Here is a 14,828-nt window from a genome sequence, read left to right as displayed (position 1 = left end):
TTATATAAAAATAAAAAGCTGGATTTCATTTTCTGCTTATGTATAATGTTTGAAAGAAGCCTTGGTTGGAGGCCTTAATGAAACAGCTCACTGCTCTGTTGTTGCTTGTTTTTTCTGTCAACGTTGTTGCTTCTGTTGGATTCGGTGATGCTTGCGATACGCATGCGGGCATGTCTGATTCTTATGTTCTTGCGCTTAGTTCGCAGCCTGGTTTTTGCCAAACTTACGGCTATGAAGCTGGCAAGCCAGAATGCATGAACTTACCCCCAAATTCGTACCAAGCAAAACATCTTACCTTACATGGTTTATGGCCTAACCAGAATGCCTGTGGTCAAAGTTATGGATACTGTGGCGTAGAACAAAAATTCAAGCATTGTGCTTATCCCCCACTAAATTTGTCACCACAAGTATCCGAACACTTGAAAAAAATCATGCCCAGCTATAATTATGGGAGTTGTTTGGAGCGCCATGAATGGAATAAGCATGGCAGTTGTCAGGTACTATCTGCAGATGAGTATTTTTCTTTGGCCATGCGTTTGACTGATGCGGTCGACCATTCTGTTTTAGGACAGTATCTGACCCAGCATCAAGGACAAAAATTACCTTTAACCGCATTGCGGGAGATGGTGGTGCAAGCTTTTGGGAAAAAGAACTCCGGTAAAGTTTATCTGGGGTGTCGAAACGGTATCTTGGTTGATATTTACATTGAATTGCCGGCATTAATTCCTTTTGATGAATCTTTAGAGACGTTAATCGATAGTGCACCGAATTCACCAGTGAATGATACCTGTCCTGCTAATGTAATGCTTTCCAATTTTAATAAAGGATCTTGGTTTTAGATGGCTCTGAGTGAGGTGAGGTACGATTCTCTATTGGAAAACCCGGGTTCCGCTTTGCTTCACCTAGGCTACACCTTGCACATTGCCAGAACTTCCTCTAATGTAGAGGAATTATTGAACCAGGAATGAACTTTATGCTAAAGCGGTGTTACTTATTGATTCTAATTGTCTTTTTATTAGCTGCTTGTGCGCATCATGGGCCCAGAAAAAAAACGATGTCTCCTTTGCCGCCAGCTGTAAAGACGAAACAAGTCAGATCAGTTACTCCGTTTAATCAGGTTGTCTTCCAAGGCCCTCTGTATGTGAGTTTGCATACGGGGTATAAACAGCCACAGGTGATTTTATCTGGTGACGCCCGCGATTTAGTTGCGGTCAAGGCAGAGGTCAAAGGAAACATACTGTATTTGACAGGATATCCATCACATGGCCCAGTATATGCTGATGTTCGCGGCCAGTTTCTTAACCGCATAATGGCATCAGGTACTCCTCTAATTACCGGAAGTCAGATACGTACCAGTGCATTGGATGCCTATTTGGTCAATACCGGGACCGTCAAATTAGGCGGCTCTATTGGCTTACGTGTGCTGGATATTAAAGGTAAAGGTCTTGTCCAAATTGGGGGTATTTCTAGCCCAAACTTACAGGTACATCTGCAAGGAAATCCAAAAGTTCAGCTCGAAGGAGTTGCCAATTTAGCCAATTTGTCGATGCATGGAAATGCTTGGCTCAGTTTGTATTGGGTCAGAACGGATAATTTAACGGTGCGCGCAAAGCAGAAATCAACGATTCAATTAGCTGGTGCAGTCAATAGGCTCGATGTTGAGCTTTGGGGAAATGCGCACTTTAAAGGACGCTATTTACGTGCACAACGCAGTTTTGTAAGAACACACGGTCACTCTATTGCAGAAATTTCAGTGGCAAAACATCAGAGTAATTTGGCTACGGATGCAAGTGACATTTATTATTATAACCTTCCCACTACGCGTGCGGACTTTATGGCTTTTGATGGATCGGTATTAGATATGCGTGAGTGGAATCAAGCCGAGTTGAAAGATTTTACGCGTTACAATAAACAATTCCCTTAAAAAGTAGCGAGTTTGGTTTTCCCTCACCTCTCTCCCGATGGCGGGAGAGGGGATTTTTTGTTTTCCATAAGTCGAACAAATGCGTCCCCCTTCTCCCTTGAAGGGGAGATGGCGCTCATCAGAGTGGATTAAATTTCGTTTACTCTTAGTTCCTTCTCCATTAACAGAAGTGAGGGCTGCTCCTTCGAGTTATGAGGCATATGTCGATTAATGCATTGGGTAATCTGCTCTAGGTCACTCTCCAATGGTAAAACATGTGCCGAGTTAGTAAGCCAGTGTATGGTGGTGTTAGGTAAAGAGGAAAACATCCTTTCTACTTCTTTGGAAGCAACAACACGATCATAAGTGCCTAAAAAGAGATCAACTGGACAGTTTGGTGCGATCCAATGGTGTTCGCGAATAAAGTGAAACACCTCAATCAGCGTAGGAATTGGAAATTTTCTGTATGATATTTCCGCATGTTCATTGGTTATTAGGTTACCTGCCTGTCCACGGATCTCACAAAATCCAAGTTTTTTTAGTAGATTAAGAATCATTAGGTTCTTATGAATATTCATGTGTAGTTTTAAGGCTGGCGCTAAAAGAAACATGTGATTGAATGTAAATTTGGCACTCAACTTACAAGCTAAAAGTCCACCAAGCGATAAGCCTAGAACATCTACTTTTTGATATTCTTTAAATAATGTCTCGCATTCTTGCATGACACAATTGAACCAATCCTCAGCCTTGACTTGTGCAAAAGCAGAGATGCTTTCAGCATGCCCCGGTAATACAGGACAAACTAATGCATCATAATGATTTAATTGAGGAATCAGATAACGATAAACTGCTGGGGAGGAAGTAAACCCATGTATCAGCAGCAGGGCACGATCTTTTTTGGGACCCCGTCGATAAATTGGTTCGAGCAAAGCTAAATCATCCTTGTTTAAATCAAGCAGTTGTTTGCCTCGTCGCATATACCGAAAATCATCTTGCTTCATCATGATGTATTATTCCATTTTATGTTGCCATTTTTTTGCAAAATTAGTGTAAATTATGGGTTAATATAATTCACAAAAAGCAAATCCTGATACTATTTAGTGTATCTGAAAATATTAAATTCGCGCTATTTATTTCAGGGCAACGTTTCTTTTAATGTGCTATCTTTAATATAATAGGGGCAGATACTATAGAGGTTAAGATAAATGAGTACAGACAAAACTGAACCTAAGAAGCCAAAAACAGATACACAGACTCCAGGTCCTACTAGTGGTACACCTACTCCTCCACAACCGCAGGTGATAACTCCGGATGTTTCTAATGGTCCAAAACCAAGCAAGAAAGACGACGGCAAAGCCAAGCAGGACGATGCATCTCCACCTAAAAAAACGGACGCTAAAAAAGACGAGGGTAAGGGCAAGGAGAAAAGCGCTAGCCAAGAGATGCTTGAAGATATGGGGAAGATGGTTGCGGACATTAATGGTTCCATAAACGATGCTTTGAAAAAGGGCGTAGAGAAACTTGGTGATAAATTTGCAGAAACTAGGGTAGGAAAAGCGCTGAGTGGCTTGAAGGATGCGGTAAACGAAAAAGCAGGTGAGCTAAAAGACGCAATTTCAGATAAAATAGACGATAAAGTAAACGCTTTCAAGCAAACGACAGTAGGGCAGGCGCTTACTAAAGTTGCAAACACGGTGGGTGCAGTTACCGATGCGATAACTTCTGCTCCTGACAAATTGGGCGATAAAATAGCTGATGCTCTAGAGAAACTTATAGATAAAGTAAAAAAACTTGATTTTTCGCCCAAAAAAGAAGAGGAAGATAAGGCAGTAGTTGAAGCAGAAAATGATGAAGATGAGGAAGTAGTTGAAGCAGAAAATGATGAAGATGAGGAAGTAGTTGAAGCAGAAAATGATGAAGAAGAAAACGTCGAAGAATGGAATACCGAATGGAATTCTGAGCTTCCATTTAATGATGATGATACCCTAGGTGGAGCCATTGAAATGACTGCTCTAAGTAGCAGTAAAACTGGTGAAGCGGAACAATCTCTCGGGTCTGTGGATGATAGTAGTTTTGATGAGGTTGCACCTCAACAAAAACAACCAGCTCCTGCTCCTGATACTCCAGCTCCCGATACCCCTACTGTGGGAACTCCGTAATTTCTGGGAGCACTCGAAAACCTGGGTTAAGGCCTTATCCCTTTACCCAGGCGACAATGGATGAGTGAGTTCTTTTTAATTTCCAGTCAATAATTTATGCGGTAAGCTTTCAATACGACCGGCTTGGGTGACCACCACGTAATTTAACTTGCGTTGCAGTTCGCTAATGGTGTCCGCGCCAGCATAGGTCAGACCAGATCGTAAACCACCTACGATATCTGCAATAATTGCGTCAGGGTTTTCTTTGAAGGGTACTTCCGTTGCGACGCCCTCAGCCGTTTTCCATTCATGCATTTGTCCTAAGAAGTTTTCCTGGGCTTCCTTGGATGCCATGCCACGGTAACGCTTTACTTTAGTTCCATCTTGCTTTTGAATGATTTCGCCAGGTGTTGGGGCAGTTCCTGCGAGCATACCGCCTATCATGACAAAGTCAGCGCCAAAGGCTAATGCTTTGACGATATCTCCGGAGGTTTTAATTCCACCATCAGCAACGATAGAGCGATCCGAACGTGAACAGTCTTGAATGCAGGTTAGCATGGGGACACCAAAACCGGTTTTGATGCGCGTACTGCACACGGAACCTCCGCCAATACCCGCTTTAATGATGTCCGCACCACATGAGGCAAGATAATCCGCGCCTGCATAGGTGGCAACATTTCCAGCCATAATACAGCGGTCAGCAAGGATTTGGCGTAAACTCTTTAGCGTTTTCCCCACATATTTGGCATGCGCATGGGCCACATCCACGCAGAAATAGTCAGCGCCTGCATCACGTAATGCTTCTGCCCTTTCTAAATCGGCAACACTGCAACCTACGGAAACAAAAACTTTAGTTTGGCACTTTTTAAATTCTTCAACGTTTTCTTCGATGCTCATAAAGCGGTGTAAAGCACCCATAGCACCTTTGGAACCCATGAAGTTTGCCATAGTACTTTCAGTAATGGTGTCCATGTTGGAACTAATTACAGGGAGTTCTAGAGTTAATTTACCCAGTCGGTCAGTACTGGTGGTTTCCACCACGCGTCTTGATTCGTGGTGGTTGTATGAAGGAACAAGCAGAACGTCATCAAAGGTGATGGCATGATCGGTCATGGTAAATCCTTAAAGTACATTTCTACTATCCTGGCCAAACTGTCTCGATTTTTTGTGCTCCGATGCTCACATACTTCATGTATGCTGCGCTTCGGTGCTCAAAAATCAAGCCATTTTGGCTCAAGCTAGCGAAATTTAAACGGACCCTACTATAAATGTTCCGCAGCATAAAATGCAAGTCTTGAACGCTCCCCACGGGTTAAGCTCATGTGGGCACTATGCTCCCAGTGTTTAAAACGATCTACTGCAAAAGTTAAACCCGACGTCGTTTCACTCAAATAAGGGGTATCTATTTGTTTGATATCCCCAAGACAAATAATTTTAGATCCAGGGCCTGCACGTGTAACTAAAGTCTTTATTTGTTTGGGCGTTAAATTTTGCGCTTCATCAATGATAATGTAGCGATTTAAAAAGGTACGACCACGCATGAAATTCAAAGAACGAATTTTAATTTTGTTCTGTAATAAATCTTGGGTTGCGCCACGTCCGAAAGTACCACCCACTTGTGAGCTGTGGAGCACCTCTAGGTTATCCATTAGCGCGCCCATCCACGGAGTCATTTTTTCTTCTTCGGTGCCAGGAAGAAAACCAATATCTTCGCCTACAGGAATTGTCACCCGCGTCATTAAAATCTCTGAATAACGGTTTTGATCTAAGACTTGGGTAAGACCTGCAGCAATAGTGAGTAGTGTTTTTCCTGTTCCCGCAGGACCTTGTAAGCTAACAAAATCGATATCGGGATCCATCAGCAAGTTTAGGGAAAAGTTTTGCTCCCGATTTTTCGCATGGATTCCCCATACAGAATGTTTTGTATAATCACGCACGAGCTGAATTACCGCATGATCACTTTCCAATTTTTTTACTATGGCTTGGAACTGATCATCTTCGGTGCTGATGCAATCATTGGGGTTCCACTGATGGATTAGCGGGCCAGCTACTTTATAAAAAGTTTTGCCGCTTTCCTGCCATGATCCCATGTCTTTGGCGTGGGTATCCCAGAAATTATTATCTAGAATGTGTAAGCCTCTATGCAACAGATTGACGTCATCAAGGACCTGATCGCTGTAATAATCTTCTGCAAGAATTCCCAAAATTCCCGCTTTGATACGTAAGTTAATGTCTTTGGATACAATAATGACCTGCTTTTTCCCGGCGTATTTTTTTTGTAAGCCTAAAGCGGTAGCCAGAATTGTATTATCTACTTTATGCCCTGGGAGCGTTGAGGGGACAGCTTGGTCAAATTCATCGGTTTGAAAAAATAGCTTGCCGCTGCACTTTTTCTTATCGGAGTGCAAATAATTAGGTATCGCTAATCCAGATACAATTTGCTCATGGGTAGAATTACTCATGAGTTCTACCATCATGCGGTTGGTTTGGCGTACGTTACGCGCTACTTCCGAGGTACCCATTTTATGATTGTCTAACTCTTCCAGAACAACCATGGGCACATAGATATCATGTTCTTCAAAATGATAGAGCGCTGTAGGATCATGCATTAAAATATTGGTATCAAGTACAAACAGCTTGGTATTGCTATTATCCATAAATTCACCTTGTGATTAAAACGTGTAGCCTGGGCGAAGGCAAAGCCGTAACCTGGGGTCAGTGGTGAGAAATTTCCCGGGTTAGGGCTACGCCTTCACCCAGGCTACAATTATTTGATTGCTTCCTTCATTCATTCTGCTTAGGGGATGAGACCCAGTCAAGAATTTTATTTTAAAGCACTGAGTACTTCGTCTACATGGCCTTTGACACTTACTTTACGCCATTCTTTGCTTAATTTGCCTTGGGGATCAATGAGAAACGTACTGCGCTCAATGCCACGTACTTGTTTGCCGTACATGGACTTCATTTTTATCACATCAAACAATTGGCATAACTGTTCGTCGTGATCACTAATGAGCTCGAAGGGAAAGTTTTGTTTTGCTTTAAAATTCTCATGTGATTTCATGCTGTCACGAGAGATGCCAAAGACTTGGGTATTTAATTTTTGAAATTGAGGATATGCATCACGGAAATCCTGGCCTTCAGTAGTACAGCCTGGTGTGGCATCTTTAGGATAAAAATAGAGAACGACATACTGACCTTGATAATCACTCAGATGTGCATTGAGTCCACTCGTTGCTGCAAAAGCAAAATCGGGTATGGATTCACCAATATTCATTAATCTCTCCCTGTTTTTTTCATTATTCGCGAACGGTCTCTTTCCCACTCGCGATCTTTAATGGTGCCTCGTTTATCATGTTCTTTTTTACCTTTAGCCAGCGCTATTTTTATCTTTATGTTATTTTTTTTCCAGTATAAAGAAAGGGGCACTATAGTATAGCCTTGGCGTTCAACACTGCCGATGAGATGATTCAATTCTTTTTTATTTAACAATAGCTTACGTGTACGTATCGGGTCGGGGATAGAATGTGTCGAGGCGGTTATGAGCGGTTGAATTTGCGCACCAAGTAAAAAGGCTTCACTGTTTTTGATAATAATATGCGCATCAGATAAATTTATTTTTCCTGCGCGCAAGCTTTTGACTTCCCAGCCTTCGAGTACGAGACCTGCTTCGTACTGATCTTCAATAAAATAGTTAAAACCTGCTTTGCGATTCAACACGATGGTTGAATCGGATTGTTTTTTGTTAGTCATATTTATTCTTTGACGCGATCGTGTTTGTAATCCAGTGGTAATTGAGGATAGACGCGATTTAATTGATCATCAACTGCGACGCGATTATCAAAAACAAAACACTGTCCTTCCCAGAGCGATTCTTCTTTGGGCATTTTTTCAATGTAATTGAGAATACCGTCATGCAAATGATAGACATTTTCAAAACCCAACTCTTTTAAATAAGCAGTGGATTTTTCGCAGCGTATCCCACCTGTGCAAAACATGGCGATTTTTTTATCTTTTTTATCGTTTAACTGTTCACGCACATATTGTGGAAAATCACGAAAATTTTCTGTAGTGGGGTTAATGGCATTTTTGAATGTACCCAATTCAAATTCATAGTCATTACGGGTATCAATTAACACCACATCCGGATCTTGAATTAATTCGTTCCACTCTTCAGGGCTCAGATAAGTCCCTACGGTTTTCAGTGGGTCAATGTTATTTATGCCCATGGTTACGATTTCTTTGCGTAGTTTGACCTTAGATTTTTCAAAGGGATTCTCTTTATCAAAAGTTTCTTTAAACCTTAAATCGGCCAAACGCTCATCTTGGCGAATGAATTGGTAGAATAGGTTCATCTGCTCACGTGTGCCGGCAAAACTTCCATTGATTCCTTCAGAGGCCAATATAATCGTTCCCTTGATTTTGATTTCATGCATTTTCGCCAGCAAAGGCTCACGCATCGTTTCAAAATCTTCTAAAAGAACAAATTTATAAAATGAAGCAATCACTATCTCGTTCATCATACTACCTGAAAAATAACCCAAAATAATCGACAAAAATTACCATTTACACAGAATTTAATCAATAGGCATGAATTAAATGCATCTTATTAAGACGTTTAAATTTGAAGCAAAATTAGCTAAATGCGTTGACAAAAACTAACCAGCGATCATACTGTTATATACCTAAGGAACTTCAAAATGCTAAGTTTTAAACAACTTAAATTGTTCACTCCAGAAGCTTTAAAGATGAGTAATAGCCTAGTTTAATGGCGAGTTTTAAAAGCGTCCAGAGCGGGAAAGTAATGACTAAAAATAGCATTTTGAAGTTTCTTAGGTAGGTACCAAAGCTATCGGTGTTTTTCATTCTGCCGGCTTTATAAGGAGATAATATGGCACATTACATGCGGAAGTTGCGTTGGTTCTTTATCCTTTGTTTCTTTATCCCGTTCATGAGTTTTGCCGCTACGCCCATAAAAACTATGGTTGTTTTTGGCGACAGTTTATCAGATACAGGGAATACCACTCATTTACTCAAAAGCTTACGTCAGGAAGAGGATCCTGCTTTTTTAGTTGCGCCTTTTAAAGTTTTTGTACTCAATAAAATGGTTGAGTTTGCTGATGAATATTATGTACCACAAATGGTTTTGGATTCGGGCATCGCGATAGTAACCGATTTTTTTGATAATCAATTGGCACCCTATATTGCCAATTTGGTCAGCAAAGTTAAGTTGGTGCCTGTCCTACCCGGAAAACCATACTGGAATGCTCGTTTCTCTAATGGTCAGGTATGGAATGAGTATTTAGCAAAAATGCTATCTATTTCTCCTGAAGATGAAGAAGTTTATTTGAACCGTGCTTTTGGTGGAAGCTGGGCAGCAACATATGATTATCAACTTACCGTATGGAATTTGATTCGGCATCCATTAGGAACAATCAAAAATCTTATTGTAGGTAAATTGGTGCCACCAAGCCTTGGCTTGACCGTCCAAGCTTATTTGCTAGAGCACCCTGTTTTAAGTGATGAAACGGTATTTTTCATTTTCACAGGAAATAATGATTATATTAATGTCTTGTTCTTTGAAGATAATTACAACACTGAAGTAATGAGTACCTATGTGGATAATGTCCTTTCCGGCACCGGTTCTGCTGTCATGAAATTAATGAAAGCAGGTGCGCGTCGTTTTGTGATCATGGGACTGCCACATATAGGCGATACTCCTCGGGTCGTGCAAACCACAGATAGGGAAGTTTTAAATAATGCGGTGGATGTACACAATGAGCGTTTGCAAAATCGCATGAAAGAATGGGCGAAGATTTATCCTGAGTCCGATTTTCTTTACGTCGATATGCATGATTATTTGTCCCGGGCCTTAAAAAATCCAGAAAACTATGGATTTACTAATACGACTGAGGCATGTATTGACGTGAAGTTCCCTATGTATGATGCATTCCGTAGTTCACCTTTTGCGAATAACTATGTATTACGTTACGCACAAGTACTTCAATATCGGGATGCGAGTTTTGCGTCAGGAGATAAAAATTATCATGTATGCGATACACCTGATAGTTATTTATTCTGGGATGAAATTCATCCAAGCACCCGTGCGCATGGGCTACTTGCTTTTGAGATTTGCAAGACAATGAAATACCATGGATATGAAGTAACGTGTGAAAATCCTATAGAGTAAACGTGTGTTAAAGCGTTAAAACCTGTTTAGGTTTTTCGGAGCCTGGGTGAAGGCATGGCCCTAACCCGGGTTTTCTTTTTAGAGCATCTAAAATCGCGGTGTTCTTCGTTTAATTTTAGAGAATAATTTGTGGCATCGTCCTTTCTAAATCGTTACGAATCATGTTAGTGATTTATAAATGTTTATGGCATAATTGCCCTTTTTTTATTGATATATCGTTCATATGCGGTTTTTGAAACGAGGAGCAGGTTTATGTGTGGGATTATTGGAGCTGTATCTGAAAGGGATATCAGTAAAATTTTACTGGAAGGATTACGTCGTTTGGAATATAGAGGTTATGATTCTGCCGGGATTGCAGTCATCGATAATCAAGAGCATTTAAAGCGCGTACGAATTCAGGGCAAGGTACAAAATTTAGCGAATGCGATGCAAGAAACAGCTATTGCAGGTTCTACAGGGATTGCCCACACACGATGGGCCACACATGGTAAGCCTTCTGAGCAAAATGCACATCCTCATTTGTCTCATGGGGAAATTGCCATAGTACATAATGGTATTATTGAAAATCATGACACGTTACGTCATGAATTAATGATGAAGGGATATCAGTTTACTTCTGAAACCGATACAGAAGTCGCTGCACATTTAATTCATTACTACTATCAACAAAGTGAAAATTTGCTTGAATCAGTACAAACCGCAGCTGCAGAAATGGATGGTGCGTTTGCTTTAGGCGTTATTCATCAACAAAAACCAATGGAGCTTGTTGCAGTTCGTAAAGGTAGTCCTTTGGTTGTTGGTTTAGGTATCGGTGAGAATTTTATCGCTTCTGATGGATTGGCATTAAAGTCTTTTGCACAGTCAGTGATCTATTTAGAAGAAGGTGATAGTGCCTTTATTACTTCAAAAAATGTGGCAATCTATGATGCATCTAAATCGGTTGTTGAGCGTCCTTTGCATCCTTTAACCAGCGATGCTGAAACTGTAAGCAAAGGACCTTACCGGCATTTTATGCTCAAGGAAATCTTTGAGCAATCTAAGGTGCTGACGGATACTTTAGAAGGGCGAGTAAATAGCCTTGAGGTGCTTAAATCCAGTTTTGGTGAACGCGCTTCCCATATATTTCCAACCGTAAAACAAATTCATATTGTTGCCTGCGGTACCAGTTATCATGCCGGCATGATTGCCAAATATTGGTTAGAGTCTCTTACTGGATTGCCCACACAAGTTGAAATCGCGAGTGAATATCGATATCGCGACGTTGTTGTACCCAAAGATACTTTATTTATTACAGTTTCCCAATCAGGAGAAACAGCAGATACACTAGCTGCTTTGCAAAAAGCGAAGGGTATGGGTTATGTCGCCACTTTAGCTATTTGTAATGTTGCAACAAGCACTTTAGTCAGAGAGGCGGATTGTGTTTTCTTAACGCGCGCAGGAGTCGAGATTGGTGTGGCTTCTACTAAAGCATTTACCACCCAATTGGCTGCTTTTTTGATGTTAGCGGCAGCACTTTCCCACGATAATCGTGCTAATGAAGTCTTACAACAATTGCAAGAGTTGCCTGCATGCTGTGAGCGTGTATTAAAAATGAATGAGGAAATCGAAGATCTCGCTTCTTTATTTGTTAATAAAGCACATGCTTTATTTTTAGGGCGTGGCGTTCAGTACCCAGTTGCTCTTGAAGGTGCTTTAAAATTAAAAGAAATTTCTTATATTCACGCGGAGGCATACCCTTCCGGAGAATTGAAACACGGGCCTTTGGCTTTAGTTGATGAAAACATGCCTGTTATTGCTGTTGCGCCTAATGATGAACTTTTGGATAAATTAAAATCTAATTTACACGAAGTGAGTGCGCGCGGTGGTCAGCTGTTTGTTTTTGTTGATAACACTCAAAACTGGCAAGCAAATGGCACACGTCTAATTAAGGTGCCTTACTGTGGTTTATGGGTTGCGCCAATAGTTTATACGATTCCTTTGCAGCTGTTGGCTTATCATGTTGCTGTGGCTAAAGGTACTGACGTTGATCAGCCGCGTAATCTTGCCAAGTCGGTGACTGTTGAGTAATAATGTGGCGGTTTTTTAAACGACTTACCCAGCCTAATTTTAAAAGGTTTAGGTTGTGGTAATTAAATTGTTCTATATTTATGTTTTACGGGGATGTAAATGACTCAAGAGATGTTGGGATTAGCTGCGATTATTGCGCAAGAGCTTAAAGTTAAACCAGCGCAGGTAGAAGCGTCCATTCGTCTGCTCAATGAAGGGGCAACAGTTCCTTTTATTGCACGTTATCGTAAGGAGGCCACCGATGGGCTGGATGATGTGCAATTACGCTTTATTGATGAACGTGTACATTATCTACGTGAGTTGGATGAGCGTCGCGCTGTTGTGTTGCAGTCTATCCGAGAACAAGAGAAATTAACTCCTGAACTTGAAAAGAGTATTCTCGCTGCAGATACTAAAACGCGTCTTGAAGATTTATATCTACCTTTTAGACCCAAGCGTCGCACTAAGGCACAAATTGCTATAGAAGCCGGCTTAGATCCATTAGCCCAGGCTCTTTGGACAAATCCTGATTTGGATCCCGAAGAACACGCGGTTCAATTTATCAATCCCGAGGCAGGTGTCGAGGATGCAAAGGCAGCATTAGAAGGCGCGCGGCATATATTAATGGAGCATTTTGCTGAAGACGCTGATTTAATTAATGAACTGCGCGAACATCTGTGGCAGCATTGTATTGTTAAATCGATAGGCAGCTCTAAGAAAAAAGAAACTGTAAACAAGTTTTCAGATTACTTTGATTATGCTGAAGCGATTAAAAAAATTCCTTCTCATCGTGCTTTAGCTTTATTCCGTGGCCGTCGCGAAAGTGTGTTACAAGTAAGCCTTACTTTACCTGAACATGAAGCAACATATGGTGAAAATAAATTAGCAGTACATTTCAATATTGTTGACCAACAAAGAAAAGCAGACAGTTGGCTGCTTGAAACAATACGTCTTACTTGGAAGGTAAAATTATTTACTAAGTTAGAGCTGGAATTACTCACTCGTTTACGTGAAATGGCTGATGAAGAAGCAATAAAAGTATTTTCTAGAAATTTACGGGACTTGTTACTCGCGGCGCCCGCTGGTCCACAAATCACGATAGGTCTTGATCCTGGAATCCGAACTGGTGTGAAAGTGGTTGTAGTCGACGCAACTGGTAAACTGCTGGATTACACCGTTATTTTTCCATTTGCCCCACAAAATGAATGGCATCAGGCAATTACTGATTTGGCTAAATTGGCAGCAAAATACCAAGTTAACTTGCTCAGTATTGGTAACGGAACAGGCTCTCGTGAAACCGAACGTTTGGTGTCTGATTTAATAAAAATGTACCCTGATTTAAAACTGACTAAAGTTATTGTGAGTGAAGCAGGAGCATCGGTTTATTCGGCGTCAGAAATTGCTTCTCAGGAGTTTCCTGATTTAGACGTTACCTTGAGAGGTGCTGTTTCTATCGCACGCCGCCTTCAAGATCCACTCGCAGAATTAGTTAAAATTGAAGCCAAGTCTATTGGCGTAGGCCAATACCAACATGATGTGAATCAAACTCGCTTGGCGCGTTGTTTGGATGGCGTGGTAGAGGATTGCGTGAATGCGGTTGGTGTCGATGTAAATACTGCTTCGGCGGCTCTGTTGTCTCATGTTTCTGGTCTTAACGAAGCTTTAGCCAAAAATATAGTACTTTATCGGGATGAACATGGTGCATTTAAAAACCGAATGGAATTAAAAAGTGTAAGCCGCATGGGTGAAAAAGCATTCCAACAAGCTGCAGGCTTTTTACGTATCATGCACGGAGATAATCCTTTGGATGCCTCCTGTGTGCATCCAGAAGCCTATCCTTTAGTAGAAAAAATTATTGCCGATAAGAACATTGATATTAAGAAATTGATAGGTAATAAAGACGCTTTACACAGTGTCAATGCAGCACAATTTATTGATGAGCAATTTGGTTTGCCTACTATAAGAGATGTATTGCGCGAATTAGAAAAACCTGGCCGTGATCCCAGGCCTGAATTTAAAACAGCACAGTTCAAGGAAGGTGTTGAAGACATCGAACATTTACATGAAGGGATGATCCTTGAAGGGGTCGTCAGTAATGTAACTAACTTTGGTGCTTTTGTGGATGTTGGTGTGCATCAGGATGGACTAGTACATATTTCCGCGATGACGAATAAGTTTATTTCTGATCCACGCACCGTCGTAAAGGCTGGTGATATTGTGACTGTTAAGGTCATTGAAGTCGACAAAGAAAGAAAACGTATTGGTCTTAGTATGAAATTGGAAGACGAACCAGCGAGCCAACCGGTTAAAAAAGTTGCAAAAACATCTGAAGTGAAAAAACAGCCTCAAGTTAAGAAGCCTGAGCATAAGAAAAAGCCTGAGGCTAAAAAAGTTGAGCCGGTTAAAAAGACTGTATTTAATACGGCAATGGCAGATGCGTTAGCGAAATTAAAGCGTAATTAAAGGTTTGGTGCATTGTAGCCTGGATGCAACGTAGCAAAACCCGGGTTTTGCTACGTTGCATCCAGGGCTACATCTGACTAACATAAAA

General features: G+C 41.1%; 12 protein-coding genes. 6 read left to right on the top strand and 6 right to left on the bottom strand.

Features of this window, described 5'->3' with window-relative positions:
• Positions 1-77 precede the first annotated feature (77 nt).
• Both BGO44_RS14475 and BGO44_RS14470 read left to right on the top strand, forming a co-directional pair.
• On the top strand, positions 78-839 hold the full coding sequence (locus BGO44_RS14475) for a ribonuclease T2 family protein (protein ID WP_273198746.1): 762 nt from the start codon (positions 78-80) through the stop codon (positions 837-839).
• Positions 840-973: 134 nt separating this feature from the next.
• Entirely contained in the window at positions 974-1,924 is a 951-nt protein-coding gene (locus tag BGO44_RS14470) for a GIN domain-containing protein (RefSeq protein ID WP_058511542.1), read from the top strand.
• 128 nt (positions 1,925-2,052) lie between these two features.
• Here the strand turns inward: BGO44_RS14470 and BGO44_RS14465 are convergent, their stop codons facing one another.
• Positions 2,053-2,904 carry an alpha/beta hydrolase gene (locus tag BGO44_RS14465; RefSeq protein ID WP_193393432.1) on the bottom strand — a complete coding sequence of 284 codons (852 nt, stop codon included), beginning with the start codon at positions 2,902-2,904 and terminating at the stop codon, positions 2,053-2,055.
• 204 nt (positions 2,905-3,108) lie between these two features.
• On the opposite strand from BGO44_RS14465, the gene BGO44_RS14460 reads away from it, so the two are divergent.
• The gene (locus BGO44_RS14460) at positions 3,109-4,062 is read left to right on the top strand and encodes a hypothetical protein (protein WP_273198747.1); all 954 of its coding nucleotides are present in this window, start codon (positions 3,109-3,111) and stop codon (positions 4,060-4,062) included.
• A gap of 75 nt (positions 4,063-4,137) precedes the next feature.
• On the opposite strand, the gene BGO44_RS14455 is transcribed toward BGO44_RS14460, so the two are convergent.
• The 5 genes from BGO44_RS14455 to trhO form a co-directional block, all read right to left on the bottom strand.
• A complete protein-coding gene (locus BGO44_RS14455; protein ID WP_058511545.1) occupies positions 4,138-5,154 on the bottom strand; it encodes a guanosine monophosphate reductase in 1,017 nt (338 codons plus the stop codon).
• 149 nt (positions 5,155-5,303) lie between these two features.
• Positions 5,304-6,698, bottom strand: coding sequence for a PhoH family protein (locus tag BGO44_RS14450; RefSeq protein ID WP_058511546.1), 1,395 nt, complete (start codon positions 6,696-6,698; stop codon positions 5,304-5,306).
• 167 nt (positions 6,699-6,865) lie between these two features.
• Entirely contained in the window at positions 6,866-7,318 is a 453-nt protein-coding gene (locus tag BGO44_RS14445) for a peroxiredoxin (protein WP_058511547.1), read from the bottom strand.
• Positions 7,318-7,794, bottom strand: coding sequence for an SsrA-binding protein SmpB (gene smpB / locus BGO44_RS14440; RefSeq protein WP_273198748.1), 477 nt, complete (start codon positions 7,792-7,794; stop codon positions 7,318-7,320). The genes BGO44_RS14445 and smpB overlap by 1 nt, the downstream gene beginning before the upstream one ends.
• Positions 7,795-7,796: 2 nt before the next feature.
• Positions 7,797-8,561, bottom strand: a complete 765-nt coding sequence (trhO, locus tag BGO44_RS14435; protein WP_058511549.1) for an oxygen-dependent tRNA uridine(34) hydroxylase TrhO — start codon at positions 8,559-8,561, stop codon at positions 7,797-7,799.
• A gap of 371 nt (positions 8,562-8,932) precedes the next feature.
• Here trhO and plaC point away from each other — a divergent pair, with 371 nt between their 5' ends.
• From plaC to BGO44_RS14420, 3 genes are all read left to right on the top strand, one after another.
• A complete protein-coding gene (plaC, locus tag BGO44_RS14430; protein WP_058511550.1) occupies positions 8,933-10,231 on the top strand; it encodes a lysophospholipase/glycerophospholipid:cholesterol acyltransferase PlaC in 1,299 nt (432 codons plus the stop codon).
• A 252-nt stretch (positions 10,232-10,483) separates the two neighbouring features.
• Positions 10,484-12,298: a glutamine--fructose-6-phosphate transaminase (isomerizing) gene (gene glmS, locus BGO44_RS14425; protein WP_058511551.1), complete on the top strand. Its 1,815-nt coding sequence runs from the start codon at positions 10,484-10,486 to the stop codon at positions 12,296-12,298.
• A 99-nt stretch (positions 12,299-12,397) separates the two neighbouring features.
• Positions 12,398-14,740, top strand: coding sequence for a Tex family protein (locus BGO44_RS14420; RefSeq protein ID WP_273198751.1), 2,343 nt, complete (start codon positions 12,398-12,400; stop codon positions 14,738-14,740).
• Positions 14,741-14,828: the final 88 nt, after the last annotated feature.

This window comes from Legionella sp. 39-23 (assembly GCF_001897665.1).
GTDB classification, from domain to species: domain Bacteria; phylum Pseudomonadota; class Gammaproteobacteria; order Legionellales; family Legionellaceae; genus Legionella; species Legionella steelei.
The sequence above is the reverse complement of the archived record's forward strand: the minus strand, read 5'-3'. Positions and strand labels throughout refer to the sequence as shown.

Bases quoted from the DNA above. Each gene is read 5' to 3' on its own strand.
- BGO44_RS14475 (WP_273198746.1), top strand. From the start codon at position 78: ATGAAACAGCTCACTGCTCTGTTGTTGCTTGTTTTTTCTGTCAACGTT.
- BGO44_RS14470 (WP_058511542.1), top strand. From the start codon at position 974: ATGCTAAAGCGGTGTTACTTATTGATTCTAATTGTCTTTTTATTAGCT.
- BGO44_RS14465 (WP_193393432.1), bottom strand. From the start codon at position 2,904: ATGAAGCAAGATGATTTTCGGTATATGCGACGAGGCAAACAACTGCTT.
- BGO44_RS14460 (WP_273198747.1), top strand. From the start codon at position 3,109: ATGAGTACAGACAAAACTGAACCTAAGAAGCCAAAAACAGATACACAG.
- BGO44_RS14455 (WP_058511545.1), bottom strand. From the start codon at position 5,154: ATGACCGATCATGCCATCACCTTTGATGACGTTCTGCTTGTTCCTTCA.
- BGO44_RS14450 (WP_058511546.1), bottom strand. From the start codon at position 6,698: ATGGATAATAGCAATACCAAGCTGTTTGTACTTGATACCAATATTTTA.
- BGO44_RS14445 (WP_058511547.1), bottom strand. From the start codon at position 7,318: ATGAATATTGGTGAATCCATACCCGATTTTGCTTTTGCAGCAACGAGT.
- smpB (WP_273198748.1), bottom strand. From the start codon at position 7,794: ATGACTAACAAAAAACAATCCGATTCAACCATCGTGTTGAATCGCAAA.
- trhO (WP_058511549.1), bottom strand. From the start codon at position 8,561: ATGAACGAGATAGTGATTGCTTCATTTTATAAATTTGTTCTTTTAGAA.
- plaC (WP_058511550.1), top strand. From the start codon at position 8,933: ATGGCACATTACATGCGGAAGTTGCGTTGGTTCTTTATCCTTTGTTTC.
- glmS (WP_058511551.1), top strand. From the start codon at position 10,484: ATGTGTGGGATTATTGGAGCTGTATCTGAAAGGGATATCAGTAAAATT.
- BGO44_RS14420 (WP_273198751.1), top strand. From the start codon at position 12,398: ATGACTCAAGAGATGTTGGGATTAGCTGCGATTATTGCGCAAGAGCTT.